Origin of the sequence: Dokdonella ginsengisoli (assembly GCF_042652785.1) — a bacterium.
GTDB lineage: Bacteria > Pseudomonadota > Gammaproteobacteria > Xanthomonadales > Rhodanobacteraceae > Dokdonella_A > Dokdonella_A ginsengisoli.
Window position 1 is genome coordinate 128,110 of the sequence record NZ_JBHSHD010000017.1, and the last position, 21,637, is coordinate 149,746.

A 21,637-nucleotide genomic window follows, 5' to 3' on the forward strand; every position below is an offset into this window, starting at 1 on the left:
ACGGACCGCACACGACGGACCGCAGTGGATGCCCGCTCGCGCGGGTACGGCGGCGGCGACGGGTGAAGTGTCCGCTCACACACCCAGCCGCTCCATGCGGTAGCTGCCGTCGAGCACGCGGCCGACCCAGTCCTGGTGGTCGAGGTACCAGTCGACCGTGCGCGCGATGCCGCTCTCGAAGGATTCGCTCTGCGTCCAGCCCAGTTCGCTCTTGAGCCGGCTCGCGTCGATCGCGTAGCGGCGGTCGTGGCCGGGGCGGTCCTTCACGTAGCTGATCAGCGCTTCGCGGCGACGGCCGTCGGCCAGCGGTCGCCGCTCGTCGAGCAGCGCGCAGATCGTCTTCACGACGTGGATGTTCTCGCGCTCGGCGTCGCCGCCGACGTTGTAGACCTCGCCGACGCGGCCGGCCTCGAGCACGCGCCCGATCGCCTTCACGTGGTCGCCGACGTAGAGCCAGTCGCGCACGTTGCGGCCGTCGCCGTAGACCGGCAGCGCTTCCCCGGCGAGCGCCTTCTGGATCATCAGCGGAATCAGCTTCTCGGGAAACTGGTACGGGCCGTAGTTGTTGGAGCAGTTGGTGGTCAGCGTCGGCAGGCCGTAGGTGTGGTGGAACGCGCGCACGAGATGATCGGACGCCGCCTTCGACGCCGAGTACGGCGAGTTCGGCTGGTACGGCGATTCCTCGGTGAAGCGCCCCTGCGCACCGAGCGAGCCGTACACCTCGTCGGTGGACACGTGCAGGAAGCGGAACGCAGCCCGTTCCGCGGCCGGCAGCTCGCGCCAGTAGCCGAGGACGCATTCGAGCAGGGTCAGCGTGCCGACGACGTTGGTCTGCACGAACGCGGCCGGGCCGTCGATCGAGCGGTCGACGTGCGATTCCGCCGCGAAGTTCACCACCGCATCGGGCCGATGTCCGGCCAGCACGCGGCGCACGAAGGCGGCGTCGCCGATGTCGCCGTGCTCGAACGCGTAGTCGGGACGCCCCTCGATCGCGGCCAGCGTGTCGAGATTGCCGGCATAGGTCAGTGCGTCGAGATTGACGATGCGCCAGCCGCCGGCGGCCAGCGTGTCGAGCACGAAATTGCCGCCGATGAAACCGGCACCGCCGGTGACGAGTAGGGTCTTCATGCGTTCCGGGAGCCGTTCACGAGAAAGGCCGGTATCCCGGCCCTTCGTTCATCCTAGCCTGTCGGGCGAGGCGAGGCCAAGCCGGCGCGGGCGGCGGGAAGTCCGCTGCGCGGCGCCGTCGGCGCCCGCCTCAGAACGGGATGTCGTCGTCCTCGAAGTTGTCGTTCGGCGGCGGCTGCCGCGACGGCGTCTGCGATTGCGGCGCGCGCGACGAACCGCCGGAGCGTTCCGCGCCGCGGCCGTAGCCGCCACCACCGCCGCCACCACCACCGCCCTCCGCGTAGCCGCCGCCACCACCACCGCCCTCCGCGTAGCCGCCACCACCGCCACCGCCACCGCCACCGCCACGAGAGTAGCCGCCCTCGCCACCCGCGCCGCGCGAGTAGCCGCCGCCCTCGCCGCCTCCGCCGCCGGGGCCGCCGAGCATCTGCATCTCGTTGGCGACGATGTCGGTCGTGTAGCGCTCGACGCCTTCCTTGTCGGTGTACTTGTTCGTGCGCAGCGAGCCTTCGATGTAGACCTGCCGGCCCTTCTTCAGGTATTCGCCGGCGATCTCGCCGAGCTTGCCGAACAGCACCACGCGATGCCATTCGGTGCGTTCCTGGTTCTCGCCGGTCTGCTTGTCGCGCCAGCTCTCGCTGGTGGCGAGGCGGATGTTGGTGATCGCGCCGCCGTTCGCGGTGTAGCGCGTTTCGGGATCGGCGCCGAGATTGCCGACCAGGATGACCTTGTTGATGCCGCGTGCCATGGAATGCCTCTGCCCTGGAACCGTGGGGAACGGCGCGCAGTATCGCATGCTGGCCCGCGCGCGAAACCGCCCCGCGCGCCGCGCCGATGTGTCAGCCGCTGCCGCCGCGGCGTGTCGTCCATCGCCGCGGTCAGCCTTCCGCCGACGGCATCCGCGCGGCGGGCCAGCGCCGCGTCGTGCGCTGGAAGAACAGGTTGTTGGGCACCTGCAAGGTGGTGCCGCCGTCCTCGAGCAGGGTCGTGTAGACCATGTTGATGTCGACCACGTCGCCCTTCAGGCCGGGCTTTTCGCCGTTCTCGAGCACCTCGATGCGGTCGTGCAGGCGGAACGGGCGCATGACGACGATCAGCAAGGTGCAGAACAGGTTCGACAGCACGCTCCAGGCGGCGAAGAAGGCGATCGCGCCGACCGCCGCGAAGCCGGTGAACGCGGTCCACAGCACCGCGCCGGACACGCCGAACAGCTGCAGGATCGCGAACAGCGCCGCGATGTTGATCGCCGAGCCGGCGACGCGGCGCGGCACCGCCATCATCTTCTCCGACAGCTGGTAGCGCTCGCGCAGGCGCGCGGCGACGCCGCGCACCAGGCGCCGCGCCAGCCAGGCGACCAGCAGCACGAGCAGGACGAGCAGCGCCGTGGTGACGACGTCCAGCCACGGCTGGATCCATTCGGGCAGGTTTTGCCTCATCGGCGCGGACACCGGCAGCGGGAAACGGCGAATTTTACCCGCTCCCCGCGCGAGGGCCTGAACGCACCTGCGACGACGCGGCGCGCCGCCGCGGCCAGCCCGCGACGGCGGGCCGCTATACTTGCGCCCCCGCCAACCGCCCCATCGCCTGGATGTCCGCCGTACCGCACGAACCCACCCGCATCGAACGCTTCTCCGACGTGCAGACGCTGGCCAAGGCCGACATGGCGGCGGTCGACGCGCTGATCCGCCACCGCCTCGCCTCCGACGTCGTGCTGATCAACCAGGTCGCCGAGCACATCATCGGCGGCGGCGGCAAGCGCCTGCGCCCGATGCTGCACCTGCTCGCCGCGCAGGCGGCCGGCTACGGCGGACGCCAGCACGTGCAGCTGGCGGCGGTGATCGAGTTCATCCACACCTCGACCCTGCTGCACGACGATGTCGTCGACGAATCGGACCTGCGCCGCGGCCGCCAGACCGCCAACGCGGTCTGGGGCAACGCGGCCAGCGTGCTGGTCGGCGATTTCCTCTACTCGCGCTCGTTCCAGATGATGGTCGAGCTCGACAGCATGCGCGTCATGCGCATCCTCGCCGACACCACCAACCGCATCGCCGAAGGCGAGGTGCTGCAGCTGCTGAACATCGGCAATCCGGACACCGGCGAGCAGGCCTATCTCGACGTGATCGAGCGCAAGACCGCCGTGCTGTTCGCCGCGGCGACGCGCCTGGGCGCGGTGCTGGCGGACCTGCCGGCCGAGCAGGAGGACGCGCTGGCGCGCTACGGGCTGGATCTGGGCTACGCGTTCCAGATCGCCGACGACGTGCTCGACTACGCCTCCGACGCCGGCACGCTGGGCAAGAACATCGGCGACGATCTCGCCGAGGGCAAGCCGACCCTGCCGCTGATCCTGGCCATCGAGCGCAGCGATCCGGCGCAGGCGGCGATGCTCAAGCGCGCGATCCAGGCCGGCGGCCTCGACGCGCTCGACGACGTGCTCGCGGCGATCCGCGCGACCGACGCGCTGACCGCCTCGCGCGACCGCGCGCATGCGTACGCACGTTCCGCGCGCGACGCGCTGGCGGCGCTGCCGGCCGGCGACGCGCGCGACGCGCTGGCCGTGCTGGCCGACTACGCGGTCGACCGCACGCGCTGACGCGGCCCGGCCGCGCCGCTGCGGCCGCTCAGTCGCGGCGGTCCCGCTCGGACGCCGCTTCGTCTCCCTCGACCTCGTCGCAGCCGATGTCGTGGCCGCCGGCGGCGATGTCCGCGCGCGCCTTCTTGGCCAGATCGCGATAGCGCAGGCGCACGCGGTCGAGCGCTTCCTCGTCCAGTTCCTCCAGATCGAGCAGCGCGTTGTGCGCACCCTCGATCGCGCGGATCATCTCGTCGAGCTTGACGTGCATCGCCTCCGAGTCGCGGTTCTGCGTGTTCTGGATCAGGAACACCATCAGGAAGGTGACGATCGTGGTGCCGGTGTTGATGACCAGCTGCCAGGTGTCGCTGAAGCCGAACAGCGGGCCGGTCACGGCCCAGACCACGACGACGAGGCCGGCCAGCGCGAAGGTGCCGGCGCGGCCGGTCAGGCGCGAGGCGGCGCTGGCGAAGCGCGTGAATCCGCCGCGGTTCCTCATCGCACCTGCGCCTATTTCGCTGCGAAGACGTCGCCGAAGAACGTGCGCATCTGCGCGAAGGCGCGCTTGGCCGTGCGCTCGTCGTAGCGGCAGCCCGGCGTCGAACTGTCGGCGCCCGGGATCGCGAAGCAGTGCACGGCGCCGCCGTAGCTGAAGAACTGCCAGTCGACCTTGGCCTCGCGCATCTCCTGCTGGAATCCGGCGATCTGCTCGGGCGATTCGAACTTGTCGTCGGCGCCGTGCAGCACCAGCACGCTGGCCTTGACGTTCTTCGCCAGCGCGGGATCGTCGGTGGAGAGGTTGCCGTGGAAGGACACCACGCCGGCGACGTCGGCGCCGCTGCGCGCGAGATCGAGCGTGGTGGCGCCGCCGAAGCAGAAGCCGAACGCGCCCCAGTGCCGGCCGTCCAGCGGCGCCTTGCCGGCCTGCGCCTTCAGCTGCGCCAGCGCCGCGCCGATGCGCGCGCGCAGTTCGCTGCGGTTCTGGTACAGCGCCTTGGTCGCCGCGCCCGCCTGCTCGGGAGTCTTCGGCCGCGCGTCGGTGCCGTAGACGTCGGCGACCAGCACCACGTAGTCCTTGCCGGCGATCTTCTCCGCCAGGGCGAGGTTGTCCGGCGTGATGCCGAGCCAGTCCGGCGTCATCACCAGGCCGGGACGCGCGGTCTTCGCCGCGTCGTCGTAGACCAGCACGCTCTGCATCTTCTTGCCGCCGACTTCGTAGTCGATCGGACGGGAGACCATCGCCGCCTGCAGCGGGGCGGCGAATGCGGCGGCGAGGGCGAGAACGAACAGGCGCGTGCGCATGACGGATTCCTCCAGGGAGAGACGTCCATCATACGTCGCGCTGCGCGATCGCGGCCTTCGCCCGCGTCGTGCCGGCGGCGGCTCCGCCTCAGGCGCGCATCCGCTCCAGATCGGCGATCAGGCCCGGACCGTCCGGCTGCCATCCCAGGCGCTGGCGCGTGCGCTCGCCGGAGGCGGACATGTCGTGGCCGGCGAAGTGCGACAGCCAGCCGAAATGCGCGACCGCCTCGTCCGGAGCGATCGATACCGCCGCAATCCCGAGCCGGCGCCCGACGACCTCGGCGATCTCGCGCAGGCGTACGCCCTCCTCGCCCACCGCGTGATAGCGCGATCCGGATTCGGCCTTCTCCAGCGCGAGCCGGTACAGGCGCGCGGCATCGGACAGGTGCACGGCGGACCAGCGATGGCCGCCGTCGCCGACGTAGGCGGACACGCCCTTCTGCCGCGCCACGTCGATGACGTAGCTGACCAGCCCCTGCCGGCGCGTGTCGTGCACCTGCGGCAGGCGCACCACCGAGACGTTGGCGCCGGCCGCGGCGGCAGTGGCGGCGGCTTCTTCCGAAGCCGCGCGCGGCATCACCGCGCTGCCCAGCGCCGCATCGTCTTCCGTGGCCGGCCGCCCGACGCGGACCGCGCCGGTGCCGGAGGTGACGATCAGCGGCCGGCCGGAACCGGCCAGCGCCGCGCCGAGGGTCTCGACGACGCGGCGGTCGTCCTCGCAGTTCGCCGCGAAGGTGGAAAAGTCGTGGTTGAAGGCCAGGTGGATCACGCCGTCGGAGCGGGCCGCTCCGGCGCGCAGGCTGTCGAGGTCGCCGATCGAGCCGCGATGCGGCTCGACGCCCCGCGCCGCCAGCGCGGCCGCCTTCTCCTCCGAACGCGCCAGACCGAGCACGCGATGCCCGACGCCGAGCAGCTCGTCCACCACCGCCGATCCGATGAAGCCGGTGGCGCCCGTTACGAAAACACGCATGCGAATCTTCCGTCTGCCGTGAAGGCGGAGGAATTTGCGCGCATACTCTATCGGGGTAAATGTGTGACGTTATACGGGTATAACCACTAACAGACTCGGATGCGGAAGGCGCGCGTGACCGATCCCGACCACAATCCGCTCGGCGCCTACCTGCGCGACCGCCGTGCCCGGCTCGATCCGGCCGCGTTCGGCCTGCCGCTGGAGCGCCGCCGCACGCCCGGCCTGCGACGCGAGGAAGTGGCGCAGCGCGCCAACGTCAGCGCCACCTGGTACACCTGGCTCGAACAGGGCCGCGGCGGCGCCCCGTCGGCCGACGTGCTCGAACGCATCGGCCGCGCGCTGATGCTGACGGACGCCGAGCGCGAGCACCTGTTCCTGATCGGACTCGGCCGTCCGCCGGAAATCCGCTACGAGGCCGCCGGCGAAGGCGTCACACCGCGCCTGCAGCGCGTGCTCGACGCCTTCGAGGTGAGCCCGGCCCTGGTCAAGACGCCGACCTGGGACGTGGTGGCGTGGAACCGCGCCGCGGCGACGATGCTGACCGACTACGGCGCGCTGGCGCCGGAACAGCGCAACATCCTGCGCCTGGTGTTCTGCGACCCGCGCGTGCGCGCCGCGCAGTACGACTGGGACGGCGTGGCGCGTTTCGTGGTCGCCGCGTTCCGCGCCGACGTGGCGCGCGCCGGCGCGACCGCGCGCGTGCAGGCGCTGGTGGACGAGCTGTGCCGCGCCAGTGCGGAGTTCGCCGCGATGTGGCGCGACCACGACGTGCGCCGCTACGGCGAGGGCGTGAAGAAACTCCGGCATCCGCTGGCCGGCCCGATCGCGTTCGAGTATTCGGCCTTCGCCGTCGACGGCCGCCCCGACCTCGGCATGATCGTCTACAACCCGGCCACGCCGGACGACGCCGCGCGCATCCGCGCCCTGCTCGACCGCGGTGCTCCGGCCGCCGCACGGCGGCGGCGCGGGACTCACCAGACCTTGTAGACCTGCCCGGTCTGCGCGCCCTCGACGCTGCGGCTGTAGGCCAGCGCGACGCGCGCCGCCGGCGCCGGCTCGAAGCCGCGGAAGTATGGCCCGTACGTCGCCATCGATTCGGCCAGCACGGTCGGACTGACGGCGTTGATGCGCAGGCCGCGCGGCAGCTCGATCGCGGCGGCGCGCACGAAGCCTTCCAGCGCCGCGTTCACCGTGGACGCATCGGCGCCCTCGCGGATCGGCTGCTCGGCGAGGATGCCGCTGGTCAGCGTGAACGAGCCGCCGTCGGCGAGCCGGTGCTGCCCCGCCAGCACGACGTTGACCTGGCCCATCAGCTTGTCGTCGAGCCCGCTGCGGAACTGCTCCGCGGTCATCTCGCCGAGCGGGCCGAAGTGCACGCTGCCGGTGGCCATGACGACCGCATCCAGCGTTCCGGCCTCGGCGAACAATCGGCGCACGTCGTCGAGGTCGCGCACGTCCAGGCGATGCGCGCCGCGCGTACGGCCCGCCTCGACCACGTCGTGCCGCTGCGCCAGTTCCGCCACGATGGCGCGGCCCACCGCGCCGCCCGCTCCGATCACCAGGATTCTCATGCCGTTCGTCCTCCGCAAATGCCGGCCCGCGTCAGGCCGCGCGCCATTCGTGCACGGTCACCGTCGAGGAACCGTGCCGATGCAGCGGATCGCGCAGCGCGTCCGCGCGCGCCGCGTCCAGCGACGGCGCGCGCATCAGGTAGGCGCCGCCGCTGGCGTCGGCGAACGGGCCGGACAGTTCCAGCCGCCCCTGCGCGCGCAATTCGTCCAGGAACGCCTGGTGCGCCGGCCCGAGCGACGGGTCGAACGCGGGTTTGCGCATCACCAGCACCAGATAGCGGTTCATCGCGACATTCTCCGTGCAACGCTCAGGCGATGCCGAGCCCTTCGATGGCGCCGATCGCGTCCGGATCGAAACCGGCCAGCGCGGCGAAGCGGCGGCCGCGCTCGGCGTAATCCTTGAACTGGTCGAAGCTCGGCGCGCCGGGCGACAGCAGCACGACGCCGCCGGCCGGCGTCAGCGTGCGCGCCACACGCACTGCGTCGTCGACGCTCGCCGCCGACTCCAGCCGGTACGCACCGCCGGCCTCGCGCAGCCGCGCCTCGACGCGGGCGCGGTTGGCACCCATCGCGACGATCGCCTGCGGCGGCCGCTCGCACACGCGTTCGGCGAACTCGCCCCAGTCCAGGCCGCGCTCGTAGCCGCCGACGAGCACGGTGACGGCGCGGCCGGGCAGGCTCGCCAGCGCCTCCCACGTCGCCTGCGGCGTGGTGGCGATGCTGTCGTCGATCCAGCACAGCCCGTCGCGCTCGCCGAGCGTCTGCAGGCGGTGCGGCAGCGCGCGGAAATCGGTGATCGCCGGCGCCGCGGCGACGGCGTCTTCGCCGGCCGCCTCGAGCGCGGCCAGCGCCGCGCACAGGTTCAGCGCGTTGTGCGGCCCGGGCAGCGGCGATCGCGCGAGATCGAACACGCGGCGTTCACCGCGGCGGACGGCGCCGTCGGCGACGTGCCAGCCGTCGGCCGCGCCGAAGCCGGCGACGCGCGGATGCGTCGCAATGCGCGCGAGCAGGGACGCCTGCGCCGCGTTGGCGACGACGGTACGCGCGACCGCGGCGAGCGCGAGCTTGTCGGCGGCGTAGCGCTCGCGCGTGCCGTGCCAGTCGAGATGCTCCTCGTGCAGGTTGTTGATCACGGCGACCTCGACCGCGGCGGCCTCGCGCGTCTGGAAGCTCGACAGCTCCGCCACCCACCAGTCCGGCGCCTGCGGCGGATCGAGCAGCTCGAGCAGCGGCAGGCCGATGTTGCCGGCCAGCGCGACGCGGCGGCCGAGCGCGCGCAGCAGGTGCGCCACCAGCGCCGTCACCGTGCTCTTGCCCTTGGTGCCGGTCACCGCGATCACCCGCGCCTGCGGGTTCTCGGCGAACCACAGCGCCGTGCCGGAGGTGAAGCGCGTGCCGTTGTGCTGCGCCTCGAGGATCTCGTGCTTGTACGCGCTGATGCCGGGCGACTTGATCACCACGTCGAAGGCGGACAGCGCCGCGCCGTCGGGCGGCGTCGTGACGATCTCGATGCTTCCGAGGGCATCCACTGCCTCAGCTGCGCCAATTATCCCGATTGCCTCTACGGCCCCCACGCCAGCCACGACGTCATTCCCGCGCAAGCGGGAATCCATTTCGTCCGGCGCAGTCGCAAGTGCCGATTTTGGATTCCCGCTTTCGCGGGAATGACGCCGCAGTTCGATCGAGCGCGCCTCCGCCTCGCTGCAGAACAGCGTCGGCCGCAGCGACGGCAGGCGCGCGTGCAGGGCCGCCAATGCCGCGCGCCCTTCCCGGCCGTAGCCCCACACTGCGACGCGGCGGCCGGCGAGCTCAGCGATGCGCATCGAGCACGAACGGCTGCAGCTGCACCGGGATGCGATGCTCGCCGGAAGGCGCGAGCAGCGCGGGCAGCGCGAGCTCGGCCGCGTCGAGCTGCGGCGCGATCTCGTCGGCGAAGCGCGCAACCAGCGCGTCCTCGCTCCATTCCGCGCGCGCCGCCAGCGCGGCGAACGCGGCGCGCGACTCGGCGCCCTCGCCGACGCATTCGAACGGCTTGTGATCGCGGTACTCGATCAGCGCATCGAAGCCCGGCGCCAGCGTCGCGTCGTCGAGCAGGTTGCGGCCGAAGATCGCCAGCAGGCGCGGCTTGGGCATGAACGGCGCCAGCGCGAGGAACACGAAATGGCACTTCGGGCACTGTCCGCACCAGCGGTCGGCCGGCTTCGGCCCGAGGATGCGGAAGTTGCGGTTGCAGCTGGAAAACACGTCGTCGTAGCGCGTGTGGCGTGCGAAGCGTTCGGCCACCGCCAGCTCCGACAGCGGACGCAGCAGCGAGTAGTAGCGCAGGTCCGCGGCGACGCGCTCGCGCACGAGTTCGCCGAAGGCGCGCTCGAACTCCCAGCCCTTGCTCCACTGGTGGTTGACCGGCTGGCCTTCGTACTCGAGCGTCGCGCTCGACGCCGAGCGTTCGTTGGAGAACGCGACCGCGTCGTGGCCGTACAGCACCGCGGCGAGCACGAGGATTGCCGAATTGATCGCGGTGACCGGAATGTGCCCGTTGTAGGCGCCGAGCTTGTTGTAGTCGAACAGGACCGGCGACAGCTCGCGGCGGATGTTCAGCGTCGGCAGGCCGGTGCGTTCGGCGCAGGCGGCGATCAGCGGCGACTGCCCGACCCACACGGCCGTCGCGTCCTCGCCGGCAGCGCGCAGGATTTCCACGCTGACCAGCGAATCCTTGCCGCCGCCGATCGGCACCAGCGTGCGGCGCGGCGGTGCGGAGCCCTGCTCCGCCAGCGGCGCGGCGGCGCGGACCGCGGCGCCGGCGGGAAAGCGGATGCGGCCGCGCAGGTCGAGCCGGTTGTGGTAGGCGAACTCGCCCAGCCCGTGCAGATACAGCGTATCCAGGAACGCCGCGGTCGCCGCATCCGGCGCCGGCGACTCGAACGCGATCGCGCCCGGCACGCCGGCCTTGTAGTAGCTGACGCCGGCGATCGCGTGCAGCAGGTCGAGCGCGGCCTCGAGCGCGGCTGCGCGTCGAAGCGAGGGAGAAGGCGCGTCCGGAAACACGACGCGTTCGATCAGCTCCGGGCCGTCGTCGAACGCGTACACCAGCGACGCGACGCCGTCGGCGTAGTCGCGGCGCACGAAGCGGAACGCGCGTGCGGCGCGCGGATCAGGCAGCGCCATCGGCGAGCTCCTTGCGGCGCAGCGCGGCGATGCCGTGCGCCAGCGCCGCGGTCAGCGGAAAGAACGCGGCGCCGACGACCAGCACCGACATCGCGATGAAGAACAGCGCCTGCAGGATCGCGTCGGTCGTGCCGCTGGCTTCCTCCGGCTGCAGCCACAGCAGCGAGGCGTTCACCATCACGGCGAAGATCACGCCGAAGAACACGTGCGTGAGCGCGGCCATGCCCAGGCCGGTCAGCCACGCGCCTTCGCCCGCGCGCGCGCGGCGCTCCAGCGCGGGCCAGCGCAAGAGCGCGGCGAGCTGCGCGGACAGCACGCCGATGCCGCCGAAGATCGCGTCCTGCTTCACGGCCAGCGGCAGGTCGCCGCGATTGAGCGCGAACGACCACACCGACGTGGCCAGCAGCGGAACCGCCAGCGCGGCCAGATGCAGGTACAGCCGCGCGCGGCTCACAGCACGATCTCCGCCGCCGGCTCGCGCAGGTTGTAGCGCGAAGCCATCACCGCGCCGTAGGCGCCGGCCTGGGCGATCAGGATCACGTCGCCCTCGCGGCATTCGGGCAAGCGCCGGTTCGCGCCGAGCACGTCGCCGGTCTCGCAGATCGGGCCGACCACCTGCACCATCGCCTGCGCCGGCTCGCCCAGCCGCGTCAGGTTCACGATCTCGTGCCAGGCCTCGTACAGCGCCGGGCGGATCAGCGAATTCATGCCGGCGTCGATGCCGACGTAGTGCACCGTGCCCTTGCGCTTGACCTGCGTCACGCGCGCCAGCAGCACGCCGGCGTCGGCGACCAGGAAGCGGCCCGGCTCCAGCCACAGGCGGAATTGCGGATAGGCGCTCTTGACCTCGGCCAGCGCCGCGCCGAGCGCGGCGAGATCGAGCGGCGCCTCGTCCGGCCGCGACGGCACGCCGAGCCCGCCGCCGATGTCGAGCGACTCGATGCGGCTGAAACCTTCGGCCAGGCTCGCCAGCTGCGCGTAGACCGAGCGCCAGTGCGCCGCGTCGAGGATGCCCGAGCCCAGATGCGCGTGCAGGCCGACGATGCGCGCGCCGTGCCGGCGCGCCAGTGCGCGGAACTCTTCCACCTGGTCGAGCGCGAGGCCGAATTTCGACGCCGCGCCGCCGGTCTTGACCTTGTCGTGATGGCCGCGGCCGACACCCAGGTCCAGGCGCAGGTGGATCTCGCGCTCGCGAAACAGCTCGCCCCAGTGCTGCAGCGGATGCAGCGCGTCGAGCGTGGTGCGCACGCCGGCCTGCAGCGCCTGCGCGTATTCCTCGCGCGGGGCGAAGTTCGGCGTGAACAGGATGCGCTCGGCCGCCAGCTGCGGCAGCGTCGCGCGCACCGCTTCGACTTCGGCCATGGAGACGCACTCGAAGGCGAAGCCTTCCTCGTCGAGCGTGCGCAGGATCGCCGGGTGCGGGTTCGCCTTCAGCGCGTAGTGCCAGCGGTCGACGATGTTCGAACCCCTCTCCCGCTCGCGGGAGAGGGGCCGGGGTGAGGGGATGCTGGTCGAGCGCACCACTGCGCTGCCCTCACCCGCGCCTGCCGGCGCGACCTCTCCCGCGAGCGGGAGAGGTGACAGCGTGCGCAAGGCACGCGCCTGCTCGCGCACCGCGTCCAGCGCATAGACGTAGCGCGGCGTGCCTTGTGCGGCCAGGCGCAGCAGTTCTTCGCGCCGGCGCATCCACCAGGTCTCGCGCCGGGGCGCGGCGGCCTCGGCGTCCAGCTCGCGCCAGCTCGGGCCGAACACCGCGCCGTCCTCGGCGCGCAGCGCGTCGGCGCGGATCAAGAGCACGTGCAGGCGCGGAATCAGGTCGTCGGCGAGCGCCTCGTCGACGACGAAGGTCAGGTTGAGGTTGTTCGAGGACTGGCTGATCAGATGCACGTCGAGCGCGCCGAACTCGGCCAGCACGCCGGACATGCGATGCAGCAGCGAGCGCATGCCGCGGCCGACCAGGGTCACCGCCGCGCACGGCGCGATGACCTTGACGCGGCAGATCTTCGCCAGGTCCGAAGCCAGCGCCGACAGCACGTCGGAGTTGACCAGGTTCTCGGTCGGGTCCAGCGACACGGTGACGTTGGTCTCGGCCGAGCCAATCAGGTCGACCGACAGGCCGTGGCGCTTGAACGCCTCGAACACGTCGGCGAGGAAGCCGACCTGCTGCCACATGCCGACCGTTTCCATCGAGATCAGCGTGACACCCTTGCGCGCGCTGATCGCCTTCACGCATGGCGCCGCATCGACGGCGACGGCGCGGATCTCGGTGCCGGCGAGCTGCGGCCGATGAGTGTCCTTGATGACCAGCGGAACGCCGGCACGGCGCAGCGGCCCGAGCGAGCGCGGATGCAGCACCTTGGCGCCGGTGGTGGCGATCTCCTGCGCTTCCTCGTAGTCCAGCCGCGCCAGCAGGCGCGCTTCCGGCACCACGCGCGGGTTGGCGCTGAACATGCCGGGCACGTCGGTCCAGATCTCCACCCGCTCGGCCTTCAGCAGGGCGCCGAAGTAGCCGGCCGAGGTGTCCGAGCCGCCGCGGCCGAGCAGCACGGTCTGGCCGTCTTCGTTGCGCGCGATGAAGCCCTGCGTGATGAAGCAGTCGCCGCGCGCGGCCAGCGCAGCGGCGAACGGCGCATCCGGCGCGGCCGGCACGTTGGCGGAGAGATGACGCGCCCAGGCGCTCTGGTTGGCGATCGGCGCCGCGCACAGGTGCTCGCGCGCGTCGAGCCACTGCGTCGGCAGTCCGTTCGCGGCGAGGAAATCGGCGCCGAGCGAACTGGACATCAGCTCGCCGAGCGCGAACACCTCGGCCTGCCAGTCGACGGCCGCCTGCGCGCGGCGCGGATCGGCGATCAGGCGTTCGAGTTCGGCCAGCCGCTGCTCCATGCGCGCACAGGTGGTGAGGCCGAGTTCCGCGCGCATCGCCTCGTGGCGGGCGACGATCGCGGTCTGCACTTCGCGCGCCTTCGCCTCGTCGGTGCGCGACTCGGCGATCGCCTTGAGCTGGTCGGTGATGCCCGACAGCGCCGAGACGACGATCAGCACGCGCCGTCCGTTCTCGCGGTGCGCGGCGGCGATGCGACGGATGTTCTCCCAGCGCTCGCGCCGCGACACCGAGGTGCCGCCGAACTTGATCACGACCCAGGGTGCCGGACGAACTGGCATCGATTCGGTCGACGCCGGACTGGCGGCTGCGCTCACGGAGGGTTCCACGGACGAGGGAATCTTCATTCTTATCGTGCGTCGCAGCAAAACGCAATCGGCTGGCAATGCCCTGTCGCAACGACGGCCGGGCACGGGCGAAACCCGGTCAAACCGCGGCCTTTGACTCGACACGCGGACGACGAACCGCGATGCTGCGGCGTCCTTCCATCCGGCCGCAACGCATGGACCCAACGCCCTCCGTCAGCTACGCCCGGCGCCTGGGCTCGTGGGACGCCGCGATGATCGTGGTCGGCGGCGTGATCGGCTCCGGCATCTTCCTGACGCCGGCGGCGATCGCGCGCCAGACCGGCTCGGCGGCCGAGCTGCTGGCGGCGTGGGCGGTCGGCGGTGCGATCGCGCTGATCGGCGCGCTGTGCTACGCCGAGCTCGGCACGCGGCGGCCGCAGGCCGGCGGCGGCTACGTCTACCTGCGCGAGGCGTTCGGCCTGGTGGTCGCCTTCGTGTTCGGCTGGAACCTGCTGGTGGTCAACCACTCCGGTGCGCTCGCCGCGGTGGCGACGGTGTTCGTGCAGTACGCCGGGGCCGCGTTCGGCGTGACGGTCGACAATCCGGGCCCGTGGGCGGTCGCCACGATCGTGTTCCTGGCCGGCGTCAACTGGTTCGGCATCCGCGCCGGCTCGCTGGTGCAGAACATCCTGACCGTGCTGAAGCTGGCCGCGATCGCCGCGCTGATCGCGATCGGCCTCAGCCTCGGCGGCGCGCCGGCGCCGAGCGCGCCGGCACCGGCGTTGAACCCGCTCGCCTTCGGCGGCGCGCTGATGCCGGTGCTGTTCTCCTACGGCGGCTGGTACTACGTCAACGACATCGCCGGCGAGGTGCGCGATCCGCAGCGCACGCTGCCGCGCGCGCTGATCTTCGGCATGCTGCTGGTCGCGGCGTGCTACCTGCTGACCAATCTCGCCTACCTCGCCGTGCTCGGCCACGACGGCCTCGCCGCGAGCAGCGCGCCGGCGGCCGACCTGATGCGCCGCGCCTTCGGCGAACCCGGCGCGCGCCTGATCGCCGCCGGCATCGCGATCTCCACGCTCGGCTTCTGCAACATCTCGATGATCGGCGCGGCGCGCGTGTTCCAGGTGATGGGCGCGGACGGCGTGTTCTTCCGCTCCGCCGGCCGCCTGCATCCGCGCTGGCGCTCGCCCAACGTCGCCCTGCTGCTGCTCGCCGCCTGGGCCTGCGCGCTGGCGCTGACCGGCACCTTCGACCAGCTGCTGAACTACTCCACCGTCGGCGACTGGCTCGGCATGGCGGCGGTGATCGCGACGCTGTTCTGGTACCGCCGCATGCACGCGGCCGAACCGTCCGCGTTCCGCACGCCGTGGTATCCGCTGCTGCCGCTGGCGTTCCTCGCCGTGGTGCTGTGGGTGGTCGCGGTGACGATCTGGAACCATCCGCGCGACGCCGGCATGGGCGCGCTGATCACGGCGGCGGGACTACCGGTGTACTTCTTCTGGCGAAGGTTCGCGGCGCGCTGACGGCGGCTGCGCGGGAGTCGCGGTGATGACGTCGCCTGCACGTCGGCGTCACTTTTTCTTCACGCGGACCCGATGCGACGGGTTGACAGCTTAGGCGTCCGAACGTCCAGACGACGTGAAGATTGGCCGATTGGGTGCCTGTCAAAAATGACAGCTTGAGCGCGAATCTCCCCGGAACATGATGGCCGAGCAGGGTCATTCATGGGAGAGGCATCATGTTCCGCAACAGTCAGGTTCGTTTCCTTCCTCTGCGTCGCCGTATCGCTCTGGCGACCGTCGTCGCGCTGGCGGGCGCAAGCACGCCCGCGCTGGCCGAAGTCGGCAATGCCAGCGCCTACGATCTATCGATCTCGCTGACCATCCTCGGCATCCCGGCCTTGAACGTGTCGGCGCAGACGCCGGTGGGCATCGTCGATGCGACCTCGCCGGCCGACGACGCCAACCAGCTGCCGTCGATCGACATCGGCAACGCCCTCATCGCCCGCGTGACGACCGGGCTGCTGATGAGCGAGGCCCAGTACCTTCCCGGCGTGTCCAACAGCGGCATCGCCGCGCAGAGCCAGGTCGCCGGACTCAACGTCTCCGCGCTGGGCCTGCTCGGCGCCAGCCTGCTCTCGCTGCAGGCCGACGTGATCCGCTCCAAGTCGCTGGTGGTCGGCCATTGCCCGCTGCCGCCGCCGGGGCCGTCGCTCAACGGACTGCTCGACGATCTCGTCTACGGCAACGGCTTCGACGAGGGCAACTTCAGCACCGGCGGCGACGGCACACCGGGCAGCGGCCCGGACGACACCGCCGCGCTCGGCAACGTGCACCTGTCGATCCTCGGCATCGACGTGCCGCTTCCGCTGAATCCGCCGCCGAATACCGGCGTCGATCTGAACGCGCTCGGCATCGCCGGCGCGACGCTGCTGCTCAACGAGCAGGTCCTCGAAGGCGACGGCATCACCTCGCGCACGAAGACCTCGAACGCGCTGCGGCTGAGCCTGAACGTCCTCGGCACGATCACCGGCGACGTCGTCGTCGGACACAGCTCGGCGTCGATCGACTGCACGCAGTAACAGGAAGGCCGACCGTACGGCGGCGGAGCCCCGGCCGCCGGACGGGAGTACGTACACGCACGGGGCCTGCACGGTCGCAGGGATGCGCCGTCGGGTCCGGTTCCCGCCAGATTCCGGACCCTTCCCGACGAACCCCCATCTCGCCGGGACTGGGCGCCGCGCAAACAGGACGCAACGCAGCGCCCGCCTGTCTTCCGGCACGCCGCCTGTGCGGCCGCCGCACGGAATGCGACAATCGCCGCATCCGTCCGCCCGCGCGCACCTGGCCGCGGCGGACGCCGCGGAGAATCGCATGAGCCAGTCCGAACATGCCGCCGAAGCGCCGGCCAAGCGCAGTGCGGTGCAACCGCCGGCGCCCCTGGCGCTGACGGTCAACGACAAACCGTACTACCACGACGGCGATCCGCAGATGCCGCTGCTGTGGTTCCTGCGCGACACGCTGCGCCTGACCGGCACCAAGTTCGGCTGCGGCATCGGCGCCTGCGGCGCCTGCACGGTGCTGATCGACGGCAAGGCCGCGCGCGCGTGCGCCACGCCGATGAGCGTCGTCGCCGAACGCAAGGTGACCACCGTCGAGGGGCTGGAAAAGGCCGACGCACTGCACCCGGTGCAGCAGGCCTGGATCGAGGAAGACGTGGCCCAGTGCGGCTATTGCCAGGCCGGCCAGATCCTGGCCGCGGTCGACCTGCTCCGGCGCAAGCCCAAGCCGAGCGAGGACGACATCTCCACGATCGGCAACCTGTGCCGCTGCGGCACCTATCCGCGCATCCGCAAGGCGATCCTGCGCGCGGCCGAACTGATGCAGGGCCAGGGCAAGTGACGGCGCGCGACCCCGCGGCGGTCGACGCCGGCCGACGCCGCTTCCTCTCCATCTCGCTGGCCGCCGGCGGCGCGCTGCTGATCGGCGTGCGCCTCGCGCACGGCCAGGAACTGCCGCCGGAACTGCTCGGCGACGACCTCACCGCGATCGGTCCCTTCATCCGCGTCGAACGCGACAACCGCGTCGTCATCGGCGCGCGCGGCTGCGAGATCGGCCAGGGCGTGATCACCTCGCTGCCGATGCTGATCGCCGAGGAGCTCGACGTCGACTGGGCCCAGGTGCGCGTCGTGCAGCTGCCGTACGGCTACGTCGACACCGACAAGGGCCCGTCCAGCCGCTACGGCGAACAGGGCGCCGGCGGCAGCACCAGCATCCCGCAGGGCTGGAAGGACCTGCGCCAGGCGGGCGCCACCGCGCGCTGGCTGCTGCTGCAGGCGGCGGCGGCCGAATGGAAGCTCGCCGCCGACTCGCTGCGCACGGAAGCCGGCCAGGTGATCGCGCCGGACGGCCGCAAGCTCAGCTACGGCGCGCTCGCGCGCAGCGCGGCGGGATTGACCCCGCCCGACCAGCCGGTGCCGCTGAAGTCGCCCGAGCAGTACCGCATCATCGGCCATCCCACGCGCACCGCCGACGGCCGCGCGATCGTCACCGGGCAGAGCCGCTTCGGCATCGACGAATACGCCGCCAACGCGCTGGTCGCGGTGATCGCGCGCTGCCCGCACCTGGACGGCACGCTGGTTTCGTTCGACGACAGCGAAACGCGCAAGGTCGCCGGCGTGCGCGACGTGGTGCCGATTCCCGGTCCGAAGCCGGATGCGCCGTTCGACGGCGTGCTCGCCGCCGGCGTCGCCGTGCTCGCCGACCACACCTGGGCGGCGCTGAAGGGACGCGAAGCGCTCAAGCTCGTGTGGAAGGAAGGCCCGTGGACGAAGGAATCCACCGGCGCGCTCGCCGCCCGCGCGAACGAGCTGCTCGACAAGGACGAGAACGGCGCCGAGGTGCGCACCGACGGCGATTTCGCCAAGGCGCGCAAGCAGGCGCGACAGGTGATCGAGGCGCGCTACGAGATGCCGTTCCTCGCCCACGCGACGATGGAGCCTCCCGGCGCGCTGATCGAGATCAAGCAGGACCGCGCGCGGCTGGTCGCCTCGCTGCAGGACCCGGAAGGCGCCTCGGAACTGATCGCGCGCCTGACCGGGCTGGCGCGCAAGGACATCGAAGTGCGCATGACCCGCGCCGGCGGCGGCTTCGGCCGGCGCCTGAAGAACGACTTCGTCGCCGAGGCCGTGCTGATCGCCAAGGCGGCCGGCCGGCCGGTCAAGCTGATGTGGACGCGCGAGGACGACCTGCAGCACGACTTCTACCGTCCGTTCGGCGTGCACGCGATGGCCGCGGCGATCGACCGCAAGAAGCGCGTCACCGGCTGGTCGCACCGCTGCGCGGCGACGCCGCGCGACTACCGCAGCGGCGCCGCGGCGAACCGTCCGGTCTGGAACGGCTGCATCGGCCCGGACGACTTCCCGGCCGGGATGGTCGCCAATCTCGACAAGCGCTTCTTCGCGATCGAATCGGGCATGCCGCGCGGCGCCTGGCGCGCGCCGCTGCACACGTTCCAGGCGTTCGCGATGCAGTGCTTCATCGACGAGATCGCGGTCGTCACCAAGCAGGACGCACTCAAGCTGCAGCTGGAGCTGATCGGCGAACCGCGACAGCTGCCCTACCAGGGACACGGCGGCCCGGTGCTCGATACCGGCCGGCTCGCCAACGTGCTGCGGCTGGCGGCCGAGAAGATCGGCTGGGGCGTCGCGCGCACCGACGGCCACGGCCTGGGCATCGCCTGCCACTACACCTTCGGCGGCTACGCCGCGCACGGCTTCGAGGTGTCGGTCGAAGGCGACCAGCTGCGCATCCACCGCGCGGTCTGCGTCGCCGACATCGGCCGCGTGATCAATCCGCTCGGCGCGCAGGCGCAGCTGATGGGCGGCACGCTCGACGCCGTCTCGGCGGCGCTGCACCTTGCGATCACGGTCAAGGAAGGCCAGGTACTACAGAAGAACTTCCCCGACTATCCGCTGCTGCGCATGGCGCAGGCGCCGCGCGACGTGGAGGTCGTGCTGGTCGAGTCGACCGCCGACCCGAGCGGCGCCGGCGAGATCGGCGTGCCGAGCGCGGCGCCGGCGCTGGCCAACGCGGTCTACGCGGCGACCACCGTGCGCGTGCGCCGGCTGCCGCTGATGCCGGAACTGATGCGCATGCTGTGATCGTCGCGGCGGCGCGCGCCGAAGGCTAGATCGCGGCGGCGACGATCAGCGCGCAGACGACCGCGACGACCAGGCTGGCGCGGTCGGTCGTGGCGAACACCAGCGGGTCGTCGTGCATGCCGCCGCGGCGCGCCACCGACCAGACGCGGCCGATCCAGTACAGCAATGCCGGCGTCAGCGCCCACAGGTATTCCTGGTGGCGGTACAGCGCCTGGCTGGCCGTGCTGTCGATGTAGAACGCCAGCACCAGCACGCTGAGGCAGCCGCTGCCGATGCCGAGGATCTCGATCCGCCGCAGGTCCTGGGCGGCATAGCCGCGGCCGGCCACCTGCACCCGGCCCGCTTCGGCGACGCTGCGCACCTCGGCGTAGCGCTTGACCATCGCCAGGCTCAGGAACAGGAACATCGAGAACGCCAGCAGCCAGTGCGAGGCCGGCACCGGGATCGCCACCGCGCCGCCGATGATGCGGATGGTGTAGAGCGCCGCCAGCGTGACGACGTCGAGGATCGCCACGCGCTTGAGGTACAGCGAATAGGCGACCGTCGTCGTCGCGTAGGCGAGCAGCACCGCCGCGAATTCGCGCGACAGGCACAGCGCCAGCAGCAGCGCTGCGGCGGCGAGCAGCGGCGATGCCGCCACGCCCGCGCGGATCGGCAGCGCGCCGGAGGCGAACGGGCGCGAGCGCTTGCGCGGATGCTGGCGATCGGCCTGCAGGTCGAGCAGGTCGTTGGCCAGGTAGGCCGCCGAAGCGCACAGGCAGAAGCAGGCGAAGGCGAGCAGCGCGCGCGACACGGCCGCCGGCGAGAACAGCAGGTGCGCCGCGAGCAGCGGCAGCAGGACGAGCAGGTTCTTCAGCCACTGGTGCGGACGCAGCGCGCGCAGCACGTCGCGCCAGCCGCCGTTCTCGCGGCCGAACACGCGCTCGACCTCGCACACGCCGCGCACGCGATCGGCCAGTCCGGCCGGCGCGTTGACGACGATCGCACGCCGCGCGCGCCGCCACACCTGCAGGTCCGCTTCCGTGTCGGCGGCATAGTCGAAACCGCGCTCGCCGAAGCGCGCGCACAGCAGCTGCGCCTTCGCCGCGGCGGACAGGTTGTTCGCCCCGTCGCTGGCCAGCACCTCGTCGAAGCCGCCGACGTGGGCGGCCACCGCTTCGGCAAGGGAGGCGTCCGCCGCCGTGCACAGGATCTTCCGCCGCGAAGCGGCTTCGCCGTGCAGCCACTCCACCACGCGCACGTCGTACGGCAGGCGCGCGACGTCGAGCCCGGCCCGCTCGGCCAGGCGCCGCTTCAGCGCGGCGCGGCCGCGCCGCAGCCAGCCCGGCAGACGCAGTGCATCGAGCGGATTGCGCCGCACGCCGGCCAGCGCCGACTCGATCAGCAGGTCCGAACGCAGCAGCGTGCCGTCGAGATCGACACACAGAGGAACGTCGTCGCGCTGCATTTTCGGGAACCCGCCTCCGTTGCCGCGCGGCCGTCCCCGCCGCCGACGCAACGTCGCGGCCGTCGTGCCGGCGGATTTCATCCGATAGTAAGGGATTTGCGCGTGCCGATCGCCGGAATGCAGCCGGTGTGCAGCCGGCTCAGTCCGACACCGGCCCGGGAGCCGGCGGCGTCTTCGGCATCGGCAGTTCGACGCGCATCGCCTTCAGCTCCTCGATCGTCGCCCGCGGCACCGGACCCCAGCCGCAGGCGCCGAAGAACAGCACCCACGTGCAGGTGATCTGCGTTCCCCACGGCGTGCGCGCGCTGCGCTGCACGGTCGCCTTGCGCACGAGTTCGTCACCCAGCGTCTCGCGCACCGACGGGAAATACTTGTCGAAGCGCGTCGGCTCGTACGGCAGCGGGTTGCGATGCACGAACGGATTGCCTTCCGTGGGGATGATCGGCAGCTGCGGAAACGGTGCCTCCCCCGCCGCGGCGTTCTCCGGCAGCAGCACCTTACCGTCGCGGCCGTAGAACTGCGGCGCGGACGACGGTGCGGCCTCCTGCACCGCCGGCGCGACGCGGCTCGGTGCGGACGGCGCCGCTGTCGCCGGCGCTTCGCTGCGCGCCGGCGCGCGCGTCGGCCGTTCGGCCGGCGCGGACGGGCGCGG

The 21,637-nt window shown here is 71.7% G+C and carries 19 protein-coding genes and 1 pseudogene; 6 read left to right on the top strand and 14 right to left on the bottom strand.

The features are described from left to right. Window positions 1-75 precede the first annotated feature (75 nt). The 3 genes from rfbB to ACFO6Q_RS19555 form a co-directional block, all read right to left on the bottom strand. Window positions 76-1,128: a dTDP-glucose 4,6-dehydratase gene (gene rfbB, locus ACFO6Q_RS19545; protein ID WP_380022864.1), complete on the bottom strand. Its 1,053-nt coding sequence runs from the start codon at window positions 1,126-1,128 to the stop codon at window positions 76-78. 130 nt (window positions 1,129-1,258) lie between these two features. Further along, window positions 1,259-1,876 (bottom strand): single-stranded DNA-binding protein, encoded by a 618-nt coding sequence (ssb, locus tag ACFO6Q_RS19550; RefSeq protein ID WP_380022866.1) that lies wholly within the window; start codon window positions 1,874-1,876, stop codon window positions 1,259-1,261. A gap of 130 nt (window positions 1,877-2,006) precedes the next feature. Further along, window positions 2,007-2,564, bottom strand: a complete 558-nt coding sequence (locus tag ACFO6Q_RS19555; protein WP_380022867.1) for a mechanosensitive ion channel family protein — start codon at window positions 2,562-2,564, stop codon at window positions 2,007-2,009. A 152-nt stretch (window positions 2,565-2,716) separates the two neighbouring features. Here ACFO6Q_RS19555 and ACFO6Q_RS19560 point away from each other — a divergent pair, with 152 nt between their 5' ends. Then, window positions 2,717-3,718: a polyprenyl synthetase family protein gene (locus ACFO6Q_RS19560; protein ID WP_380022868.1), complete on the top strand. Its 1,002-nt coding sequence runs from the start codon at window positions 2,717-2,719 to the stop codon at window positions 3,716-3,718. Between the two features lie 28 nt (window positions 3,719-3,746). Here the strand turns inward: ACFO6Q_RS19560 and ACFO6Q_RS19565 are convergent, their stop codons facing one another. The 3 genes from ACFO6Q_RS19565 to ACFO6Q_RS19575 all read right to left on the bottom strand — a co-directional run bounded on the left by ACFO6Q_RS19565 (window position 3,747) and on the right by ACFO6Q_RS19575 (window position 5,969). Continuing rightward, complete coding sequence (locus ACFO6Q_RS19565; protein ID WP_380022869.1) at window positions 3,747-4,196, bottom strand: low affinity iron permease family protein; 450 nt, start codon at window positions 4,194-4,196, stop codon at window positions 3,747-3,749. Between the two features lie 11 nt (window positions 4,197-4,207). Next, window positions 4,208-4,999, bottom strand: coding sequence for a dienelactone hydrolase family protein (locus tag ACFO6Q_RS19570; protein WP_380022870.1), 792 nt, complete (start codon window positions 4,997-4,999; stop codon window positions 4,208-4,210). Window positions 5,000-5,087: 88 nt separating this feature from the next. Continuing rightward, window positions 5,088-5,969 carry an SDR family oxidoreductase gene (locus ACFO6Q_RS19575; protein ID WP_380022871.1) on the bottom strand — a complete coding sequence of 294 codons (882 nt, stop codon included), beginning with the start codon at window positions 5,967-5,969 and terminating at the stop codon, window positions 5,088-5,090. A 114-nt stretch (window positions 5,970-6,083) separates the two neighbouring features. Between ACFO6Q_RS19575 and ACFO6Q_RS19580 the strand changes: the two genes are divergently transcribed. Further along, window positions 6,084-6,956, top strand: coding sequence for a helix-turn-helix transcriptional regulator (locus ACFO6Q_RS19580; RefSeq protein ID WP_380022872.1), 873 nt, complete (start codon window positions 6,084-6,086; stop codon window positions 6,954-6,956). Here the strand turns inward: ACFO6Q_RS19580 and ACFO6Q_RS19585 are convergent. The 6 genes from ACFO6Q_RS19585 to lysA are packed head-to-tail and all read right to left on the bottom strand — an operon-like array spanning window position 6,941 to window position 13,867. Next, window positions 6,941-7,540, bottom strand: a complete 600-nt coding sequence (locus ACFO6Q_RS19585) for a short chain dehydrogenase (protein WP_380022873.1) — start codon at window positions 7,538-7,540, stop codon at window positions 6,941-6,943. The two genes, ACFO6Q_RS19580 and ACFO6Q_RS19585, sit on opposite strands and share 16 nt — an antisense overlap. A gap of 31 nt (window positions 7,541-7,571) precedes the next feature. Then, entirely contained in the window at window positions 7,572-7,826 is a 255-nt protein-coding gene (locus ACFO6Q_RS19590) for a YciI family protein (RefSeq protein WP_380022874.1), read from the bottom strand. Window positions 7,827-7,848: 22 nt separating this feature from the next. Next, window positions 7,849-9,363: a UDP-N-acetylmuramoyl-L-alanine--D-glutamate ligase gene (gene murD, locus ACFO6Q_RS19595; protein WP_380022876.1), complete on the bottom strand. Its 1,515-nt coding sequence runs from the start codon at window positions 9,361-9,363 to the stop codon at window positions 7,849-7,851. Further along, window positions 9,350-10,705 carry a UDP-N-acetyl-alpha-D-muramoyl-L-alanyl-L-glutamate epimerase gene (murL, locus tag ACFO6Q_RS19600; protein ID WP_380022877.1) on the bottom strand — a complete coding sequence of 452 codons (1,356 nt, stop codon included), beginning with the start codon at window positions 10,703-10,705 and terminating at the stop codon, window positions 9,350-9,352. The genes murD and murL overlap by 14 nt, the downstream gene beginning before the upstream one ends. Further along, window positions 10,692-11,159: a hypothetical protein gene (locus ACFO6Q_RS19605; RefSeq protein ID WP_380022878.1), complete on the bottom strand. Its 468-nt coding sequence runs from the start codon at window positions 11,157-11,159 to the stop codon at window positions 10,692-10,694. The genes murL and ACFO6Q_RS19605 overlap by 14 nt, the downstream gene beginning before the upstream one ends. Beyond that, window positions 11,156-13,867 carry a diaminopimelate decarboxylase gene (gene lysA / locus ACFO6Q_RS19610; protein WP_380022892.1) on the bottom strand — a complete coding sequence of 904 codons (2,712 nt, stop codon included), beginning with the start codon at window positions 13,865-13,867 and terminating at the stop codon, window positions 11,156-11,158. The genes ACFO6Q_RS19605 and lysA overlap by 4 nt, the downstream gene beginning before the upstream one ends. 221 nt (window positions 13,868-14,088) lie before the next feature. On the opposite strand from lysA, the gene ACFO6Q_RS19615 reads away from it, so the two are divergent. The 4 genes from ACFO6Q_RS19615 (at window position 14,089) to ACFO6Q_RS19630 (ending at window position 19,538) form a co-directional block, all read left to right on the top strand. Beyond that, complete coding sequence (locus tag ACFO6Q_RS19615; RefSeq protein ID WP_380022880.1) at window positions 14,089-15,399, top strand: APC family permease; 1,311 nt, start codon at window positions 14,089-14,091, stop codon at window positions 15,397-15,399. 215 nt (window positions 15,400-15,614) lie between these two features. Beyond that, a complete protein-coding gene (locus ACFO6Q_RS19620) occupies window positions 15,615-16,457 on the top strand; it encodes a hypothetical protein (RefSeq protein ID WP_380022881.1) in 843 nt (280 codons plus the stop codon). A gap of 292 nt (window positions 16,458-16,749) precedes the next feature. Then, window positions 16,750-17,277, top strand: a complete 528-nt coding sequence (locus ACFO6Q_RS19625; RefSeq protein ID WP_380022883.1) for a (2Fe-2S)-binding protein — start codon at window positions 16,750-16,752, stop codon at window positions 17,275-17,277. Then, a complete protein-coding gene (locus tag ACFO6Q_RS19630) occupies window positions 17,274-19,538 on the top strand; it encodes a xanthine dehydrogenase family protein molybdopterin-binding subunit (RefSeq protein ID WP_380022885.1) in 2,265 nt (754 codons plus the stop codon). Before ACFO6Q_RS19625 ends, ACFO6Q_RS19630 begins: the two co-directional genes overlap by 4 nt. 25 nt (window positions 19,539-19,563) lie before the next feature. On the opposite strand, the gene ACFO6Q_RS19635 is transcribed toward ACFO6Q_RS19630, so the two are convergent. Further along, window positions 19,564-20,985 (bottom strand): UbiA family prenyltransferase, encoded by a 1,422-nt coding sequence (locus ACFO6Q_RS19635; RefSeq protein WP_380022887.1) that lies wholly within the window; start codon window positions 20,983-20,985, stop codon window positions 19,564-19,566. A 139-nt stretch (window positions 20,986-21,124) separates the two neighbouring features. After that, window positions 21,125-21,637: pseudogene (locus ACFO6Q_RS19640) on the bottom strand (hypothetical protein); the annotation flags it as partial.